Origin of the sequence: Rouxiella aceris, from assembly GCF_012933545.1 — a bacterium.
Classification (GTDB): domain Bacteria; phylum Pseudomonadota; class Gammaproteobacteria; order Enterobacterales; family Enterobacteriaceae; genus Rouxiella; species Rouxiella aceris.
In genome coordinates this window covers 130,512-150,200 of record NZ_JAADJU010000002.1, presented here as the reverse complement: position 1 = coordinate 150,200, position 19,689 = coordinate 130,512, and the positions used below count along the sequence as shown (strand labels likewise).

18 protein-coding genes are annotated in these 19,689 nt (G+C 51.5%); 4 read left to right on the top strand and 14 right to left on the bottom strand.

The features are described 5' to 3' along the window. Positions 1–52: 52 nt before the first annotated feature. Positions 53–622: a DUF3251 domain-containing protein gene (locus tag GW590_RS04310; protein WP_169401792.1), complete on the top strand. Its 570-nt coding sequence runs from the start codon at positions 53–55 to the stop codon at positions 620–622. A 128-nt stretch (positions 623–750) separates the two neighbouring features. Here GW590_RS04310 and GW590_RS04305 read toward each other — a convergent pair whose 3' ends face one another. The 9 genes from GW590_RS04305 to queA all read right to left on the bottom strand — a co-directional run bounded on the left by GW590_RS04305 (position 751) and on the right by queA (position 8,633). Then, positions 751–1,197, bottom strand: coding sequence for a hypothetical protein (locus GW590_RS04305; RefSeq protein ID WP_169401791.1), 447 nt, complete (start codon positions 1,195–1,197; stop codon positions 751–753). A gap of 76 nt (positions 1,198–1,273) precedes the next feature. Beyond that, positions 1,274–1,723, bottom strand: a complete 450-nt coding sequence (locus GW590_RS04300) for a hypothetical protein (RefSeq protein WP_169401790.1) — start codon at positions 1,721–1,723, stop codon at positions 1,274–1,276. After that, the gene (locus GW590_RS04295) at positions 1,720–2,124 is read right to left on the bottom strand and encodes a tlde1 domain-containing protein (protein ID WP_235955855.1); all 405 of its coding nucleotides are present in this window, start codon (positions 2,122–2,124) and stop codon (positions 1,720–1,722) included. Before GW590_RS04295 ends, GW590_RS04300 begins: the two co-directional genes overlap by 4 nt. A gap of 6 nt (positions 2,125–2,130) precedes the next feature. After that, positions 2,131–2,610: an Hcp family type VI secretion system effector gene (locus tag GW590_RS04290; RefSeq protein ID WP_169401789.1), complete on the bottom strand. Its 480-nt coding sequence runs from the start codon at positions 2,608–2,610 to the stop codon at positions 2,131–2,133. Positions 2,611–3,003: 393 nt separating this feature from the next. Continuing rightward, positions 3,004–4,020, bottom strand: coding sequence for a protein translocase subunit SecF (secF, locus tag GW590_RS04285; RefSeq protein WP_169401788.1), 1,017 nt, complete (start codon positions 4,018–4,020; stop codon positions 3,004–3,006). Next, positions 3,986–5,833 (bottom strand): protein translocase subunit SecD, encoded by a 1,848-nt coding sequence (gene secD, locus GW590_RS04280; RefSeq protein WP_169401787.1) that lies wholly within the window; start codon positions 5,831–5,833, stop codon positions 3,986–3,988. Before secD ends, secF begins: the two co-directional genes overlap by 35 nt. A 28-nt stretch (positions 5,834–5,861) precedes the next feature. Further along, on the bottom strand, positions 5,862–6,194 hold the full coding sequence (yajC, locus tag GW590_RS04275) for a preprotein translocase subunit YajC (protein WP_017489833.1): 333 nt from the start codon (positions 6,192–6,194) through the stop codon (positions 5,862–5,864). Between the two features lie 114 nt (positions 6,195–6,308). Then, positions 6,309–7,433, bottom strand: coding sequence for a tRNA guanosine(34) transglycosylase Tgt (gene tgt, locus GW590_RS04270; RefSeq protein ID WP_169401786.1), 1,125 nt, complete (start codon positions 7,431–7,433; stop codon positions 6,309–6,311). Positions 7,434–7,562: 129 nt separating this feature from the next. After that, entirely contained in the window at positions 7,563–8,633 is a 1,071-nt protein-coding gene (queA, locus tag GW590_RS04265) for a tRNA preQ1(34) S-adenosylmethionine ribosyltransferase-isomerase QueA (RefSeq protein ID WP_169401785.1), read from the bottom strand. Between the two features lie 359 nt (positions 8,634–8,992). On the opposite strand from queA, the gene GW590_RS04260 reads away from it, so the two are divergent. The 3 genes from GW590_RS04260 (at position 8,993) to ggt (ending at position 12,482) form a co-directional block, all read left to right on the top strand. Beyond that, the gene (locus GW590_RS04260) at positions 8,993–9,574 is read left to right on the top strand and encodes an acyl carrier protein phosphodiesterase (RefSeq protein WP_169401784.1); all 582 of its coding nucleotides are present in this window, start codon (positions 8,993–8,995) and stop codon (positions 9,572–9,574) included. Positions 9,575–9,784: 210 nt separating this feature from the next. Next, positions 9,785–10,387 carry a peroxiredoxin C gene (locus GW590_RS04255; protein WP_169401783.1) on the top strand — a complete coding sequence of 201 codons (603 nt, stop codon included), beginning with the start codon at positions 9,785–9,787 and terminating at the stop codon, positions 10,385–10,387. 331 nt (positions 10,388–10,718) lie between these two features. Further along, positions 10,719–12,482 carry a gamma-glutamyltransferase gene (ggt, locus tag GW590_RS04250; protein WP_169401782.1) on the top strand — a complete coding sequence of 588 codons (1,764 nt, stop codon included), beginning with the start codon at positions 10,719–10,721 and terminating at the stop codon, positions 12,480–12,482. A gap of 194 nt (positions 12,483–12,676) precedes the next feature. Here the strand turns inward: ggt and proY are convergent, their stop codons facing one another. The 5 genes from proY to phoB form a co-directional block, all read right to left on the bottom strand. Further along, the gene (gene proY / locus GW590_RS04245) at positions 12,677–14,071 is read right to left on the bottom strand and encodes a proline-specific permease ProY (protein ID WP_169401781.1); all 1,395 of its coding nucleotides are present in this window, start codon (positions 14,069–14,071) and stop codon (positions 12,677–12,679) included. A gap of 155 nt (positions 14,072–14,226) precedes the next feature. Then, positions 14,227–15,546, bottom strand: coding sequence for a branched-chain amino acid transport system II carrier protein (gene brnQ / locus GW590_RS04240; RefSeq protein ID WP_169401780.1), 1,320 nt, complete (start codon positions 15,544–15,546; stop codon positions 14,227–14,229). A 589-nt stretch (positions 15,547–16,135) separates the two neighbouring features. Next, a complete protein-coding gene (locus GW590_RS04235) occupies positions 16,136–17,236 on the bottom strand; it encodes a cobalamin-independent methionine synthase II family protein (protein WP_169401779.1) in 1,101 nt (366 codons plus the stop codon). Positions 17,237–17,544: 308 nt separating this feature from the next. Then, on the bottom strand, positions 17,545–18,864 hold the full coding sequence (phoR, locus tag GW590_RS04230) for a phosphate regulon sensor histidine kinase PhoR (protein ID WP_169401778.1): 1,320 nt from the start codon (positions 18,862–18,864) through the stop codon (positions 17,545–17,547). 122 nt (positions 18,865–18,986) lie between these two features. Then, a complete protein-coding gene (phoB, locus tag GW590_RS04225; protein WP_169401777.1) occupies positions 18,987–19,676 on the bottom strand; it encodes a phosphate response regulator transcription factor PhoB in 690 nt (229 codons plus the stop codon). Between the last annotated feature and the right edge of the window lie 13 nt (positions 19,677–19,689).

Below are 19,689 nucleotides of genomic sequence, written 5' to 3'. Positions count from 1 at the left end.
GCATGGCGCAACACCGCCTAATACATAAATTGCAGAAAAGGACCTCCGGTCAATGACACCCTCTTATCGTGCCATATTTGCCCTTACCGCCTTGTTTAGCCTGGCGGGTTGCGCGCAACAGAACCCACAACTGCCAGCATTAAATAAAGAAATCAAACAGTTGAATCAAAAACTGACCACCCTGACCACGTTGGCCAGTGCGTTGGAACAGCAGACCCAGCTTAATCGCCAGTCGACCAGCGGTGCCTATATTCTGCCTGCGGCGCAATCCCCAGCCCTGTTAAACAGCGATTTTGGTCAACTGAGTCTCTCGCTGAGCAATGTGACCTCCGATACCATGGGCACCAGCGGTCTGCTGCTGATTAAATCCACCTCAGGTAAACCACTGCCCGCCTTTAGCGCCACGCTGGACTGGGGACAGCTCGATCAGGTGACCGGCAAACCTTTGACTGTCGATATGCAAACACAAACCATTGAGGTCACGCCAAGACTGTTACCGGCAAGCGAACAGAGTGTCGAGGTCCGCTTTAGCAATATCGCCCCTGAAAACCTTGGCTTTGTTCATTTGCATCATCTGACGGTAATACCGACCGCTGCCGAAGTCGTCGCACAGCAACCCTGATGCGCTAAACGTGCCAAAAACCAGCCTCAAAATCGGGGCTGGTTTGCGTTTTGATCGAGAGACAGGGGCATAGCGCCCCCAGACATCGCCGTGGCTTTCAGACGGGCAACGGACGGAGGAAACCCTGCCTAGAATTGACGTTGCATAACCAGATAACCGTTAAACCTGATCGAACAGTCGATATCGCTGAGCAGTGACGAGGTAATAAAACTGTTTAGCTTACCCTGCTTATTTTCATAAGTGATTTTAATAATGAGATTGGTGCTGTCACTCCACAGTGCCTTTTCTTTTTCGTTGAGAGATACCGGGCTATCATCATAAACAGCGCCCTCTCGGCGCTTTTGTAACGCCTGGGCAATAAAAAAGGCTACGGGTTGATCAGTTACTTTTGAATATAAAAACTCGACGCTGGTTTTCTCCGCAACAAAGCTGTCCCTGGGCAACCGGAAGTCCTGCTCCATCGCTAATGTCATATGCTCAACAATAGTCGGACTAATAGTCTGGCACTTCGGCCCGCCGTAGGCCAAACAGGCTGGAGAAAGAATAAATAAAAATAAAAACACCGCAGCTTTCATAGAGTTCCCTTTCTATTGCATTAGGTTATATATTGGCAATTATCGACAAGAGTGAATAATTGTAGTAATTAAATAACTAAAATTCTTTTTCTACAATCAGGTAACTATTTAATCCGCCCGCACAGCCTGTGTCACTGATCAGCGTTGAAACGATAAAAGTATTATGTTTACCTTCGATATTTTCATAGGTTAATTTTACGATAACATTTTTAGTATTATCGACCTGGTAAAACTTGGCATCCTCGGCGGTTGGTTTTTTATCTTTGCTGCTGTCGCCGTGATCAAGGTGGTTTTCCCTTTCGGCCAGGTACAGCGCCAACTTATCGCTCAGCGGCGTTGCATAGAGTAGTTCCACCTTGGTTTTACCCAACACAATACTTTCCCTGGGGATTTTAAAGTCATTTACCATATTGCCGATCATATCACCCACGATATCTTCATCCAGGGCATAGCAGCCAAGATAAATATTCTCGGCCAGACAACAAGGTGATGCCACTAAAGCCGCCGCGAGCAGAATCGATTTCATTTGACTATCAGCTCCCGATCTTTACTTTCCCATATAAATTCCCGATAAGCTCGATCGGCGACAATACAGCCTTCAGAGGCGGTGCCTTTACCATTATCTCCATGGATCAGAAAACCGGCACGACCACACATCTTGTTTGTCGAATAGGGTGCCAGGACTAATACATAAACACCCGCGGTTCGATGGCGCTGCTGTTTACCACTGATAGTATATTTGCCACGGGGTAAAGGGCCTTTATTTAACAGGCATTCAAATTTGCTATCATCTTTATAATCTGGCGCACCGGCATACATGGCATAAAACTTAAATTCGCCATTGAGGTAAAAGGCTTTTTTATTGACTTCGTAAACCCAGGACATACTATCACTCCTTTGTAATAATAATGGCGCACGCGGCGCCATTCAGTTTTATGCGCGCTCTTTCCATGAGTCGCTGTGCTGGATATTACCGTCACAGTATTTCCAGGTAATTTTTTCATAACGCAGGGTCACCGATTCCAGATGATTCATCTTCTCATTGGTTTTTACGTTATGCATAATCGGATTAATGGAAACAATTTTGACGCCTTCAAGCAACATATTAAAATACTCCTCCTCCTGCCCGGCATCGTTAATTCGGTACCATTTTACTTCAGCCGATTTTAACGTCTGCCCGGATGACACCGCTTTGTAGAGATAAGGACTGGAGGAATCGAACTCTTTCTCGATCTCCATGGCACTATGTTGCCGGGTGCCGGTGAGTTTTCCGGTGTGGTCATCAGTGGGGATTGCCAGCCCATGCATAAAGCTGAGTACTTCAATACTGCCTTCTCGCCCCTCAACATCGACCAGACCTCTGATCTCTGCTCCACCGTCGTCTTTTAGCCACATATAAGCCGGAATAGCCATGGGGTAATGCTCCTTTTACCTTGATTAAACGTCATATTATTTAATCTCTGCTCCCCCGGCTTTTCATTAGACGTTGTGGTAATAAGCGCGCTATTTCAGTCATTACTCAGGTTTTCCTCACAAAAACCCGCCCTGAAATTGCCTGCACTGCGCCATGCCTTCCGACAATATAAAAAGGCCCCGCAGTTGCCTGCGAGGCCTGAGTTTGATGACAAAGTCGTCTTGATGAGCGAGATACCCGGGCATAGCACACCTAGGGGCGCTCCGGCGGGCAAGCCCGCTACGACCCCAACGGTGCACTCTCCCTAATAACGGACTTTGTCAGCAGTCTGAGGCCCCGCAGTTACCTGCGGGGCCTTTTACCTACAGACGCTGTCAGCGTCCGGCAACAGCTTAAGGCAGAATTGAGGGCTGGTCGGCCCCTTCTTTCTCGACTTTTTGCTGCAGCATATGTTCGCGTTTCATACCCAGTTTAAGTGCCAGGGCAGAAGCGACATAGATGGATGAAACCGTACCGATCGATACACCGATCAACATCGTCAGCGAGAACCCTGCCAGCAAGGCACCGCCAAAGATATACAGCATCAGTACCACCATCAGCGTCGTTGCCGAGGTCATAATGGTACGACTCAGCGTTTGCGTCAGGGAGACGTTCATGATTTCGTAAGAGTTACCGCGACGGATCTTGCGGAAGTTTTCACGAATACGGTCCGATACCACGATACTGTCATTCAGCGAGTAACCGATAACCGACATCAACGAAGCGACGATAGTCAGGTCAATCTCAATGCGGAACAGCGACAGCACGCCCATTGTGATCAGCACGTCATGCGCCAGGGCGATAACCGCCCCCAGTGCCAGACGCCATTCAAAACGGAAACCGACGTAAATCAGGATACAGATCAGCGCGATTAACAGCGCCATGCCCCCGGCCTGTGCCAAATCGCTGCCGACGCTGGGTCCGACAAACTCAATACGCTTAACGCTTGCACTTTTATCTACATCGGCATTAATCAGGGCAATAACCTTGTTGCCAAGTTCCTGACCGGCAGAGTCTGAAGCCGGTGGCAAACGGACAACAACGTCGCGGCTGCTACCAAAGTTCTGCACCACCGGATCCTTGAATCCGGCTTTTTCCAACGTTCCACGCATGTTATCGAGGTTGGCAGGCTGCGCCAGGGTAATTTCAATTACCGTACCACCGGTAAAATCGAGACCCCAGTTAAAGCCGCGAACGCCCATCATGGTGATGGATGCAAGTAACAACAGGCCGGAAATACAAAAGGCCACGTAGTCCCAGCGCATAAAGTCATAGACCTTACGACCGTAGTTCAGTTGTTCAACAGTATAATCTTGCTGTGCCACAACGTACTCCTTAGATAGACAGCTTTTTAATGCGTTTGCCGCCATAAAGCATGTTGACGATGGCACGAGTACCGACGATCGACGTAAACATTGAGGTCGCCACACCGATAGCGGTGGTGATAGCAAAGCCCTTAATCGATCCCGTACCGACCGCATACAGAATAATTGCCGTAATCAGCGTGGTCACGTTGGCATCGATAATACTGGAGAACGCACCGCTGTAACCTTCATGGATCGCCTGCTGCACGGAACGCCCGTTACGCATTTCTTCCTTGATACGCTCATTGATCAGTACGTTGGCATCAACCGCCACCGCCAGCGTCAAGACGATCCCGGCAATACCCGGCATGGTCAGTGTCGCACCCGGCAGCAGAGACATGATGCCGACAATCAGTACCAGGTTGACGACCAGCGCCGTGGTCGCAATCACACCAAACTTGCGGTAGAACACCACCATAAACAGAATGGAAGCCAATAAGCCCCACAAACAGGCCTCAAGACCCTGAGTGATGTTTTGCGCACCCATGGTTGGACCGATAGTACGTTCTTCAACAATCTGAATTGGCGCAATCAACGCACCGGCACGCAGCAGCAAAGACAGCTGACGAGCCTGGTTAGGATCGTTGACCCCGGTGATACGGAAGCTGTTACCAAGACGAGACTGAATGGTCGCGACGTTGATCACTTCTTCTTGCTTGGCCAGGATAGAACGACCATTGGCATCTTTTTTACCGCTGTCCTTATACTCCACAAACAGGGTCGCCATCGGCTTACCGATATTGTCCTTGGTGAAGTTGGACATGATATTGCCGCCCGCGCTATCGAGAGAAATATTAACCTGAGGTTGGTTATATTCATCCTGACTTGAGGTGGAATCGGTAATATGGTCACCGGTTAAAATCACGCGCTTGTACAGCACAACTGGCTGTCCTTCCTGCATGTTTTTAATTTCGCTGTCACCCGGTACACGTCCGCTGGCTGCCGCGGTGGCATCCACGTTAGTGTTAACCAGACGGAATTCCAGCGTAGCGGTAGCACCCAAAATCTCTTTGGCGCGCGCCGTGTCCTGAATACCTGGCAGTTCAACCACAATACGGTCAGCGCCTTGACGCTGAACCAGCGGTTCGGCAACGCCCAGTTGGTTGACACGGTTACGCAGAATATTGATGTTCTGCTGTACCGCGTACTCTTTGGCTTCGCTCAGGCGATCGTTGGTCATTACAATGCGTACAGCATTGTCGCCGCTGTTGCTCAAGACCAAATCACGGTGGCGAGGAGACAGGTAGCTGGTGGCTTTATCGCGGGTTGCGGCATCACGGAAAGTCAGTTCAACACCGTAGTTGTCAGTCTTGCGAACCGTAGCATAAGGAATGCTCTGGTCACGCAGATCGCTACGCATGTTGTCCATCGTCTGCTCTTGCAGCTTGCCCAGCGCAGTATCCATGTCGACTTCCATCAGGAAGTGCACACCACCACGCAGGTCGAGGCCCAGCTTCATCGGCTCGGCGCCCAGCATGCTCAACCAGGTCGGCGTTGCCGGTGCCAGGTTCAGCGCAATGACGAATTTGTCACCCAGTGCAGTGGAAAGCGCATCACGCGCGCGCAATTGCACATCAGTGTCTTTAAATCGGGCAAGAATCGAGCCGTTTTCCAGCGCAATAGACTTGCTATCGATTTGGTCTTTAATCAGTACATCTCTGACTTGGTCCAGCGTTGCAACACTGGCGTCCGAACCTCGAGCGCCAGTAATTTGAACAGCCGGATCCTCACCATACAGGTTGGGAAGCGCATAAAGCAGACCGATGATGATGACAAAAATCAGCATCAGATACTTCCACAAAGGATAACGGTTTAACACGGCAGTTCCCTTCGGGAAAATCGAAAAATTAAAGCGCCTTCATCGTACCTTTCGGCAGAACGGCAGCCACGAAGTCACGCTTGATCATCACTTCCGTGGTGTCGTTAAGCGCAATTACAACGTAACCAGTTTCAGCTACTTTGCTTACGCGACCGATCAAACCACCGGTAGTCATGACTTCATCACCTTTACCGATGGAGTCCATCAGTTTTTTGTGCTCTTTGGAACGTTTTTGCTGCGGACGCAGGATCATGAAATAGAAAATCAGACCAAATACTACCAGCATGATAACCAGAGAGTAAGGACTTCCCTGTGACGGTGCGCCAGTAGCTGCGACGGCATCAGAAATGAAAAGACTCATTTAAATTCCCTCATTGTTGTTATAAAACACGTTGTGATTAAATAATAAAAATTCTTTGAAATCCGAAACTTAAATCGCCCCACTCTAAAAAGCGAGGCCATCATGGCAAAGAAATCAGAAGTTTAAAGGCGGAACTGCCTTGCCTTGTCGCTCGTAAAAATCTGTCACAAACTGCTCTAATTTACCCTCTTCGATAGCCTGGCGTAAACCGGCCATCAAGCGCTGATAATAACGCAGATTGTGGATCGTATTTAGTCGCGCGCCCAGTATTTCGTTGCAACGGTCGAGATGATGCAAGTAGGCGCGGCTGTAATTGCGACATGTGTAGCAATCACAGTGCTCATCGAGGGTCGCGGTGTCATCTTTATGCCTGGCATTGCGGATTTTCACCACACCGTCGGTCACAAAAAGATGACCATTACGGGCATTACGCGTTGGCATAACGCAGTCAAACATATCAATACCGCGACGAACCCCTTCGACCAGGTCTTCAGGTTTGCCAACGCCCATCAGGTAACGTGGTTTATCTTCCGGGATCTGCGGACAGACATGCTCAAGGATACGATGCATATCTTCCTTTGGCTCACCGACTGCCAAACCGCCCACAGCGTAACCATCAAAGCCGATATCTACCAGCCCTTTTAATGATACATCTCGTAAATCTTCGTAAACGCTGCCCTGGATAATACCGAATAACGCATTGTTATTTTTCAATTCGTCAAAACGGTCGCGGCTGCGTTTCGCCCAGCGCAGCGACATTTCCATCGAGCGCTTGGCGTAATCCCAGTCGGCCGGGTATGGGGTACATTCATCAAAAATCATGACGATGTCCGAACCCAGGTCGTTTTGGATCTCCATGGATTTCTCTGGGCTGAGGAATACAGGGTCACCGTTGATCGGATTACGGAAATGTACGCCTTCTTCTTTAATCTTGCGCATCGCGCCCAGGCTAAACACCTGGAAACCGCCGGAATCGGTAAGAATAGGGCCATGCCAGTTCATAAAGTCATGCAGATCGCCATGCAACTTCATGATTTCCTGCCCGGGACGCAGCCACAGGTGGAACGTATTGCCCAGCAGGATTTGCGCGCCGGTCTCTTTAACTTCTTCCGGGGTCATACCTTTTACTGTGCCGTAAGTACCGACGGGCATAAAGGCAGGCGTCTCAACGACGCCACGGTCAAACACCAGACGCCCGCGACGTGCGCGGCCATCGGTGGTGGATAATTCATACTTCATATTGCCTCCAGTATCAGAGAAACAGTCTGATAACGTATCCCCGTCATCCTTGAAAATGCTGGGGTGACTCCACGGTCGTACAACCGGGAAAATAAAGCCCGCATGCCCAATCGGCATCCAGGCCGTTAATCACTGGCCAACCACTTCACGCGGCGCCAGCGGATTACGGTTGATGAACATGGCATCACCATAACTAAAGAAACGATAGGCCTCGGCAACCGCCTGATGATAGGCGTTGAGGGTATTTTTATAACCGGCAAACGCCGAAACCAGCATAATCAGGGTGGATTCTGGCAGGTGGAAGTTGGTGATCAGCACATCAATCACCTGATATTCATAGCCGGGATAGATAAAGATGCGGGTATCGCCAAAGAACGGGGCGATCAGGCCGTTTTCGCAAGCCTGGGCGGCACTTTCCAGCGAACGGACGGAAGTCGTGCCGACGGCCACCACGCGGTTACCGCGCGCCTTGCAGGCAATCACGGCATCCACCACGCTCTGCGGCACTTCGGCATACTCGGCGTGCATAATGTGTTCTTCAATGGTATCGACGCGTACCGGCTGGAAGGTACCGGCACCGACGTGCAGCGTGACAAAAGCCAACTCCACGCCTTTGGCCTGCAGGGCATCCATCAGCGGGCGGTCGAAGTGCAGACCGGCGGTAGGTGCTGCGACCGCACCCAAACGTTCGCTATAGACCGTTTGATACAATTCGCGGTCGGCTTCTTCGTCCGGGCGGTCAATATAAGGCGGCAGCGGCATATGGCCGATTTTATCGAGCAGCGTAAACACATCGCGCTCATCATCAAACTGCAGTTCAAACAGGGTATCATGACGCGCCACCATGGTAGCGCGGACATCTTCCGCATCGCCAAGCAGCAACTCGGCGCCGGGCTTGGGGGATTTGGAGGCGCGAACGTGCGCCAGCACGCGGTGGGGATCTAATACCCGCTCCACCAGCACTTCAATTTTGCCACCGCTGACTTTGCGGCCAAAAACCCGCGCCGGGATCACGCGGGTATTATTAAATACCAGCAGGTCGCCGGGATTAAGCTTATCGAGAACGTCAGTGAAAATACCGTGCGTCAATTCGCCGGTCGGCCCATCCAGAGACAATAAACGACAACCACTGCGCTGGGTTTGCGGATAGCGGGCAATCAGGGACTCAGGGAGTTCGAACGAAAAATCGGCAACGCGCATAGCTGTACACTTCCACTTGATAACCAAAAGACGATTTAACCCGCCGGGTTCAGGTTTGCGGCAGCAACGGACTCGTCAACGCCCGGGCGCTTGCATGACCCAAGTCGGCGGGGTAAACGAATCTGGCCAGCACAGCAGTCACCAGAAGCAGGACAGGTATAAAACAGGCGGCTTAGTCTAGAGCTAGCAAGGGCCAGCTGCAAGCTTTCCCCCTGAATAAATGGTGACTAAAACCTGCGTCAGGCAGGATATCTGCTTAATTTTCCGCTGCAGCACGGTCAATTGCGGCGGCAGGCGTATAACCTGCGGCAAAATATGCGCCACTGCACCTTGTCAGCCAAAGAGGTTATACTGACTTTATGAATTTTCTTGCCCATCTCCATCTGGCCCAACTGGCCGACAGTTCGCTGCTGGGAAACCTGATGGCGGATTTCGTTCGCGGCAACCCGGACGAGGTCTACCCGCTGGCGATTTCGCGGGGCATTCGCATGCATCGCCGCGTGGACGTAATGACCGACGCGCTGCCGGAAGTCAAAATCGCCCGCGGCTACTTTAGCCCGCCATACCGTCGCGTGGCCCCCATCACCCTCGACGTGGTATGGGATCATTTTCTTTCGCTGCACTGGGACCGACTCTGTCAGGACACCGCGCTACCGACCTTTATCGACCAGTGTCGTCTGTCCATTGAACCGCATCTGGCGACCACGCCGGAAAGATTCCGCCATTTAAATGACTATCTTTGGTCACAGCGCTGGATGGAACGTTATGCCGATCTGGCGTTTATTAAACAGGTGTTGCAGGGCATGGCCAATCGCCGCCCGCGCCTGGCAGCGCTGGCTGGTTCATTTGATGATATTGAAAGCAATTATCCGGCGCTGGAGCAGCTATTCTGGCAGTTTTATCCGTCGATGATGCAGCAGGCGCAAGCGCAGAAAATATAGCGATAAGCTATCTGCGATCGCCATCACACTGATAGCTCAATGCTATCTGATCGATTGGTGCGATGGGGTTTATTCACTCTGTCGTTGCCCTTATACTGAGAAACGATTTCATTATCCCTATTCACTTACCCACATCCTGACGTCATTGACGCTATGGCAGCGCAAACACCGCCGTAGTGACAGATAGCAAGGGATCCAATAGGAGTTATTATGGTACTGGTTACTCGTCCGGCCCCTGATTTTACCGCAGCAGCAGTATTGGGCAGCGGCGAAGTTGTTGAAAACTTCAACTTCAAAAAACATACAGCGGGCAAAGCCACCGTTATCTTCTTCTGGCCAATGGACTTCACTTTCGTCTGCCCTTCAGAGCTGATCGCTTTCGATCACCGCTATGAAGAGTTCCAGAAACGTGGCGTAGAAGTTGTAGGTGTTTCTTTCGACTCTGAGTTTGTGCATAACGCATGGCGCAACACCCCAGTTGAGAAAGGCGGTATTGGCCAGGTAAAATACGCCATGGTTGCTGATATCAAACGTGAAATCCAGAAAGCCTACGGTATCGAACATCCGGACGCTGGCGTTGCCCTGCGCGGTTCTTTCCTGATCGATGATAAAGGTATCGTTCGCCACCAGGTAGTCAACGATCTGCCACTGGGTCGTAACATCGACGAAATGCTGCGTATGGTTGACGCGCTGCAATTCCACGAAGAGCACGGCGAAGTGTGCCCGGCTCAGTGGGAAAAAGGCAAAAAAGGGATGGATGCTTCACCAAACGGCGTGGCTTCTTACCTGAGCGAGAATGCGTCAAGCCTGTAATTGATTACAGTTCCCCCGCAGGCAAGTCGGCGGGTATCAACGGTCAGCTTATGCTGGCCGTTTTTTTTTCTCTCTCCTCAGCCCCCCCCGTGGTTGTACATCTCCGCAAATCCCCTTGCATTTGTAATTAAAATGTTAAATAACATCTACGCGTATTGCGCAAGCTATGTCGGTGGCAACCAGGTTTAACAAGATTGGCCTGCCCTTTGCATTGCACTGTGCGGACGTTGCCTCGAAAAGCAGCGTCCGGCGATATCGCCTAAAAAGCATTATCACATAACAACCTACAGGTTCAGGAAATCACACTGACAGGGTGTACACAGGAGTTTTTATGTTTTTCAACCAATGGAAAAAACCGTTAACCGTGTTGGCATTATTGGTCAGCGGCACCTTGCATGCTGCCTCTAATCCCGCGGTAGAAGCCAAAAACGGCATGGTGGTCACTTCACAATATCTGGCGTCCCAGGTGGGCGTGGATATTCTAAAAATGGGCGGCAACGCGATTGATGCCGCAGTCGCTGTCGGCTATGCCGAAGCAGTGGTCAATCCCTGCTGTGGCAATATTGGTGGCGGGGGCTTTATGACCATCCACCTGGCCGATGGCAAAGATACTTTTATCAACTTTCGCGAAATGGCTCCTGCCGCCGCCAGTGCCAATATGTACCTTGATGAACAGGGTAATGTTAAAAAAGGCGCCAGCCTGTATGGCTATCTGGCAGCGGGCGTTCCCGGCACGGTACTGGGACTGGATACAGCTCAACGTCAATACGGCAAACTGACGCGGCAACAGGTGATGGCTCCAGCCATCAAACTGGCGCGCCAGGGATTTATCCTCACCCGTGCGGATACCGATATCCTCGATACCAAGACCGCGAAATTTAAAGAAAAGCCGGAAGTAGCGAAAATCTTCCTGCGTAAAGATGGCACTGCGCTACAACCGGGCGACAAATTGGTGCAACAGGATCTGGCCAACACCCTGGAAGCCATTGCCAAGCGCGGGCCGGACGCCTTTTATAAAGGCAAAATCCCTGCCGCCGTTGAAGCCGCCGCCAAAAAAGGTGCGGGTATTCTCACCGCCGCCGATTTTGCCAATTATAAAGTTACCGAAACCGCGCCCATCACCTGCAGCTATCGCGGCTACAAATTTGTTTCCGCGCCACCGCCAAGTTCCGGTGGTGTAACGCTATGCGAAACGCTAAATATCCTCGAAGGCTATGATCTGAAAGCGATGGGCTTTAACTCGGCGGCATCGATTCACACCTTGAGCGAAGCCATGCGCCACGCCTATATGGATCGCAATACTTTCCTCGGGGACCCGGCCTTTGTGAACAACCCGATCGATCGTCTGTTGAGTAAAAGCTATGCCGACGAGATCCGTAAAAAGATAGCAGCAGATAAAGCTACGCCGTCTGCCGAGGTGCAACCGGGGATGGAACCTCATGAGAAACCGGAAACCACGCATTACTCGATTGTCGATAAGCAGGGTAATGCCGTTTCTACCACCTACACCATCAACGGCTTATTTGGTGCTATAGAGATTGCGCCGGGCACCGGCTTCTTCCTTAATGATGAGATGGATGACTTTACCAGTAAAGTGGGCGAGAAAAATCTCTATGGTCTGGTGCAGGGCAGCAAAAATGCCATCGCCCCCGGTAAGCGCCCACTATCGTCGATGAGCCCGAGTTTAATCACCAAAGACGGCAAAACCTTTATGGTTCTTGGCTCACCCGGTGGCTCGCGTATTATCACCATTACGCTGGAAACTGCCCTTAATGTCATTGATTACGGTATGCCACCACAGGAAGCCGTCAATGCCCCGCGCATTCACCATCAGTGGTTGCCCGACGAAGTCTATTACGAGCAGCGTGGTGTCTCGGCCGACAGCCTGAATCTGCTGCAAAAAATGGGCTATAAAATGGTCGAGCAGACACCCTGGGGGGCAGCAGAACTGATTATGGTGGGTTTACCGGGCGCAGCAGGCGTAACGCCACAAAGCTCGGGTAATGACTCGGCGGTATCGGGGAAAGTGCGTGAAGGCTATCTGTATGGTGCCAACGACGTGCGTCGCCCGGCCGGTGCAGCAATAGGTTATTAAATAAAAAGGGGTAAGCACTTGCTTACCCCTCAGACTGCTGACAAAGTCCGTTATTAGGGAGAGTGCACCGTTGGGGTCGTAGCGGGCTTGCCCGCCGGAGCGCCCCTAGGTGTGCTATGCCCGGGTATCTCGATCATCAAGACGACTTTGTCATCAAACTCTTGGGTAAGCACTTGCTTACCCCTTTTAACCGGTTAGCCGCGTTTTTTATCGCGAGAACACTTGAACCAGTATCCCAGCAGCAGCACCACGACCCAGATGCCACCGGCATACAGCGACACGCGGGTATCCGGGAAGTAACCAATCAGCCCGATGATAAAGAACAGGAAGATAATGGCAAAAATCGAGGTAAACATGCCACCGCGTAGCGGGAACGCCAGCTCGGAAACCTGTTGACGGCTTAGTTGACGACGAAAACCGATCTGAGCAAAAAGGATCATAATCCACACCCAGACAGTGGCAAAGGTGGCCAGTGAGGCAATCACCAGGAACACATTTTCCGGCATAATGTAGTTAAGATAAACCGCCACCAGCAGTGCCGCCATCATCACCAGAACGGTAACCCACGGAATACCGCGACGGGAGACCTTGCTGAACATTTTCGGCGCTTGCCCCTGCTCGGCCATACCATGCAACATACGACCGACGCCAAAGACATCGCTGTTGATCGCCGACAGTGAGGCCGTGATCACCACAAAATTAAGAATGCCCGCCGCCACGGTGATACCCATATGCTGGAAAGTCAGCACAAAAGGACTGCCCTGGGTGCCCACCTGATCCCATGGGAAGATAGACATGATGACAAACAGCGTACCCACGTAGAACACCAGAATACGCCAGGGAACAGAGTTAATGGCTTTGGGGATGGATTTTTTCGGGTCTTCTGCCTCGCCGGCGGTGATACCGATAATTTCAATGCCGCCGTAGGCAAACATCACCAACTGCAACGACAGCACCGTGCCCATTATCCCCTGACTAAAGAAACCGCCATGGCTCCAGAGATTGTGGATCCCGGTCGGTTGCCCGCCGTTGCCAATGCCCCAGAAGATAATGCCGAAACCGGCAATAATCATAATGATGATGGTCAGCACTTTAAAAAACGAGAACCAGAACTCCAGTTCGCCAAAGACTTTGACACTCATCAGATTGATGCCGCCGATAATCAGCACCACGCTCAGTACCCACATCCAGTGCGGGACGTCCGGGAACCAGACGCTCATATAGATACCGAATGCGGTAACATCGGCAATGGCCACAATCAGGATCTCGAAACAGTAGGTCCAGCCGGTGATATAACCCGCCAGCGGTCCCAGATAGTCTTGGGCATAGCGCGAAAATGAGCCACTCTGCGGGTTATGTACCGACATTTCCCCCAGCGCACGCATAATAATAAACGCCATGATGCCACCGACCAGATACGCCAGCAGCACGCTTGGCCCGGCCATTTTGATGGCATCTGCCGACCCGTAAAACAGACCGGTGCCAATCGCTGACCCCAACGCCATAAAACGAATATGGCGGGTACTCAATCCACGTTTAAGTTTGGTCGCCGTAGTATCCGGCGACAGTGTCTCTAGAGATTGTTGCATTTGAAAATTCCAAATCATTAAGCACGGTCGAAACACAGGTAACGAGTCTGCCCCGCTATCCTCTGCCAATGAAAAAAGCCACGGAAGCAATTCCGTGGCCTGAACTGGCTAAAACGTAATCAGCAGCATCGTCGCAACGACACTGCCGATTACTGTTACTGATGGGCGGTAACGCTGCGGGCACCGCTCATTTTGTCAAAAACCCCCACTAGCAGCAACATCAGCACGGACGGTGGCAACCAGGCCAGTCCTTGCGTTGCCAACGGCAGATGTGCGGTCCATTCCGGCAATATCGCCTGGAAGGTTGACGCCTTGATGGCATCAATAATACCGAAAATCAGGCTAACCAGCATCACCGGCGCAACAATACGCGTCGAGCTATTCCACCAGCGGAGCGTAAAACTCAACACCACCAGCGCGATACATGGCGGATAGATAGCGGTCAGCACCGGAATAGAGATCTGGATCAGATGGCTCAAGCCCAGATTGGAGACCAGCATTGAGAACAGCCCCAGAATAAAGACCAGGGTTTTATACGACAGTGGCAGATATTGCGAGAAGAACTCGGCACAGGCACAGGTCAGGCCAACGGCAGTGACCATACAGGCGATAAAGATCAGTGCGCCAAGGAACAAGCTTCCCAGGTTACCAAAGGTATGCTGCACATAGGCATGCAGGATCACCGCGCCATTTTGCGCATCAGGCACCAGTGAGGCGCTGTTCTCACCCAGCTTGAACAGGCTGAGGTAAACCAGTAACAGACCAAGACCGGCAATCAGTCCTGCCAATACGGTATAGCGAGTAAGCAGTTTGGCATCGGCCACGCCACGGGAACGCGCGGCGTTGACAATCACGATACCAAACACCAGCGCGCCCAGCGTATCCATGGTCAGATAGCCATTCACAAAACCGTTGGAGAAAGGCAGAGCTTCATAACTTTCTGTTGCCGGCAACGGCGTACCCGCAGGCCAAAGCACAGCGGCAATACCGAGAATAGCCAACGCCACCATTTTCATCGGTGCCAGGATATGCCCTACGGTATCGAGCAAACGGCCCGGATACAGGGAGATGGCGATCACCAGCGCAAAGTAGATCAGGCTGTAAATCATCAGCGCCATATTGCTATCACCGATCAGCGGAGCGATACCGACTTCAAAAGAGACGGTGGCGGTGCGCGGTGTGGCAAACAGCGGGCCAACGGCCAGATAGCAGACGGTGGCCAGCAGCAAACCGGCTTTGCGACCGATAGGCAAACTGAGCGCATCAATGCCGCCACCAACGCGAGCCAGGGCAATTACGGTGATAACCGGCAGGCCCACGGCAGTGATCATAAAGCCAGCGGCTGCCCACCAGACATGGTGACCAGCCTGTAATCCGACCATCGGTGGGAAAATGATATTCCCCGCGCCGACGAATAAAGCAAAGGTCATAAAGCCCAATGCCAGAATATCTTTGGTTGTTAAACGATGACTCATGATAGATGTCGTGATGCCTGTGCAATGAATTAAAAAAGTGTCCTGATGCTGGCACCCGGCTCAATGCTTTGAGGATGATCCCTGGCAGGCCTATACCCTTCATCTTGCAAGCGGCAGAGTATGTCTGTTAACACCCTGCTGTTGAAATATGTGAGGTATAGATTGCTCTATCCAGCGATCCAGCATGAGCGGAAAACGCCTGACTATGAGTAAAAAGACGTTGTTATGCAGGGGTGATACGGATGACAGCGGCGATAAGGTACGCTTTTATAGTGTATGAAGGCAAGTCTGGATCAAAAAAGCAGAGCCTTACACCAGATTTAAGGCAATAAGCAGTAAAATACACCAGATTTAAACAAAAAAGCGCCACATGATATGAATCATTTTTGAGCAGATCAGGTACAGTTTAAGCTTAAATTAAATAAAAAGTGCGTGAAACCACCACATTAGGGTCATTTCATGCACAGTTATTTGGTCCGTGAAGATCGCCCAGGAGCTATTCCCCCCAGACCCCCAGGAGCTTACATCAGTAAGTGACTGGGGTGAGCGAAGGCAGCCAACGCCCCTGCCGCGTGAAAGATGACGGGTATTACCAGATGCGCGCAGCCAGATCCACTACCAGCTTCAGCTTTTGCCACTGCTCAGCCTCGGTGAGACTGTTGCCCTCTTCGGTTGAGGCAAAACCACACTGCGGGCTGAGGCAAATCTGATTGATATCGAGATATTCGGTAGCTTCGTGCAGGCGCTTTTCTACGTCGCTGGCTAATTCCAGTTCACCGGTTTTGGTGGTGATCAGACCCAATACGGCTTGTTGCTGACCTGGCTTGATAAAGCGCAGCGGCTCAAAGCCTCCGGAGCGTTCGTTATCATATTCCAGAAAGAAACGATCGACATTGACGCTGCCAAACAGGATCTCGGCGACGGGCTCATAGCCGCCTTCGGAGATCCAGGTAGATCGGAAGTTGCCGCGACAAACATGCAGGCCGATGATCAGATCGTCCGGTTTGCCGGCAATGGCTTTATTGAGTACGCGGGCATAGGTCTTGGCCAGCTCTTCTGGTGAATCACCACGGGCAATGATCTGTTTTTTCTGATCGTCAGAACAAAGGTAGGCCCAGACGGTATCATCCAGTTGCAGATAGCGACAACCGGCGGCATAAAAGGCGTGGATGGCGTCGTGATACACCTGGGCGAGATCGTCAAAATAGTCATTAAGATCCGGGTAGACATCTTTTACCGCATCGCGGTTATAACGAAAATGCATCACGCTTGGACTCGGGATGGTCATTTTTGCCACTGCATCGCCACTGACACTTTGCAGAAAGCGGAAATGCTCCAGCATCGGATGGTCGCCAAAAGCCAGTTTGTCGGTCACTTTAATGCTGCGCGCCTTGGTCTGCACACCGTTAAACTGAATCCCCTGCTCGGCGTCATAGCCCTCAACGCCCTGCAACCCTTCAAAAAAGTCGAAGTGCCACCAGGCGCGGCGAAACTCCCCGTCAGTAACCACTTGCAAACCGGCCTTGCGTTGCTGTTCTACCACCAGGCGAATTTCGGCATCTTCTACGGCACGTAACTGCCGGGCGTCGATTTCACCGGCTTTAAATTGTTGGCGCGCATATTTCAGCGCCGCTGGACGTAGAAAACTGCCCACCACTTCGGCACGATAAACGGGATTTGACTGGGACATGATTTGGCTCCTGGAAAACGCAACAACGCTCTCGGCGTTAATGCCATCAATAAAGACTAAACCGCGCCATATTCAGGCGGTATTAGTTAACAATGTGAATAATTACTTAATGTTACATCTAGACTTCTGGATGTCCAAATGGCTTTAAGCTTATGCTGCCATGGCTTGGCGAAGGCAACAAACGAGTAATTTTCACGTTATATGAAAAATATTCATGTTATAGGTGCAGGCTTTCATGTTGTCACACAAACCAGGAGGGAAAGCGCAGAAAAGAAACGGGCCGCAAACGGCCCGTTAATAACAAAGGATCAGGATTTGCTTCGACTCTCGTTACCCACAGTCGCAGGAACGATCAACCGACTGGGCAGCGTAAACATAAAACGTGTTCCCACACCGATTTCACTCATAATATCCAGACGGCTGTGATGATGGCTAAGGGCATGTTTGACGATGGCCAGTCCCAGACCGCTACCGCCGGTTTGTCGCGAGCGCGCCTTGTCTACGCGATAAAAGCGCTCGGTCAGCCGTGGAAGATGCTGAGGGGCGATGCCAGGCCCGTTGTCACTGACCTGAAACTGCGCCCCTTGCGCCGTTTGTTGCCAGCTCACTTCCACTCGCGTTCCGGCCGGGGTGTGGTTAACCGAGTTATAAACCAGATTCGATACCGCACTACGCAGTTGGTCATTATTACCAAACACCTGCAACTGCTCGTTTACCTTGAAAACGACCTCATGCCGCCCATTACTGAGGGTTTGCACTTCCCGCTCCAGCATGGTCAGCATTGCCGGAATATCTACCTTCTCCTGCAAATCAATATTAGTGGCGGCTTCTATCCGTGACAGTGTCAACAACTGCCTGACCAGCCCGTCCATGCGACGCGTCTGCTCTTGCATGGTATCCAACGCCTTGCTGCGAAACGGCTCTTCCAGCTTGGCCTCTTCCATCATTTCAAGATAGCCCTGCAATACGGTTAATGGCGTACGCAGTTCATGACTGACATTGGCAAAAAAGTTTCTGCGCGCCCCTTCCAACTGACGCATCTGCGTCACATCACGGGCGACCATCAACAGTTGCCCCTCGGAATAAGGCATGACGCGAAATTCAACACAATGTTCATTGTTGAGTTGCAGAGTTAAAGATCGCGTAAAGTCGCGGCTTTGGATCCAGTTGCGTAGTTCTGGATAGCGCAGCAGGTTAAACAGATGCTGCCCATTATCCTCTGGCCAGCGAAAACCCAGCAGTTCTTGTGCCAGACCGTTACACCAGAAAATATTGCCCTCCTCCGTCGCCAACACCACCGCATCCGGCAGTGATTCGGCACCGCTGCGAAAGCGTTTAATCAGCAATGCCAGCTCGCGGCGTCGGCGCCGGTTACGCATCTGCATCTGATTCAGGCCATAAAACAACGGCTCCCAGCTCCATAAACCGCTGGGGGGGGTGATGCTGCGGTCAAGCCACAGCCAATGGGAAAGTTTAAGTTGATTGAAGTAGTTCCAGCCGAGTGCTGCCAGCAAGGAAGCCAGCAGAAACCAGGGCAGATACCCTAAAAAAATGGCGAGGATTAATCCGGGTAAACAGAATAAAAACAGTTCACCGGCCAATCGTTTCCAGGATAAGCGTTCTAACACACAGATTCTCCGCTGTGGCGATATATTCAACAACTCTCAGGGAGCGAGGTGACCGTTCCCCAGACGCAGCTCAGCGACCGGGTGATTGTCAATATCGCTGCTACTTGAAAGATGAGATCTGATTAGTAGCGGGTTGAGAAACGATAGCCTGTTCCACGGACGGTCTGGATCATCCGGTCGTGGCCGCTGGTTTCCAACGCTTTGCGCAGGCGACGTATATGAACGTCAACTGTGCGATCTTCAACATATACGTTAGTGCCCCAAACATTATTGAGCAACTGCTCCCTGCTGTAGACGCGCTCAGAGTGGGTCATAAAGAAGTGTAATAGCTTGAATTCGGTAGGTCCCATATCCAGCGCCAGTTCATTGGCCATTACGCGATGTGAAGAAGGGTCAAGGGTTAAGCCTTGCATATCAATCACTTCCTCGACAGCCATTGGTGAAATGCGCCGCATTACCGCTTTGATTCTGGCCACCAGCTCTTTTGGCGAGAAAGGTTTGGTAATATAGTCATCGGCACCGACTTCCAGCCCACGCACCCGGTCTTCTTCTTCGCCGCGCGCGGTCAGCATCATCACCGGGATATCGCGGGTCAGGGCTTCGCGTTTCAGATGCTTGATAAACTGGATCCCCGATCCACCGGGCAACATCCAGTCCAGCAAAATCAGCTCCGGGTAGGGTTCAATCAACCGATTGATCGCCGAATCGAAATCTTCCGCTTCTATAGCATGATAACCGTTTTGCTCCAGGACAAAGCAAACCATTTCACGGATCGGTGCTTCATCTTCCACAACTAATATGCGTCTAGCCATTTGATAGCCTGCC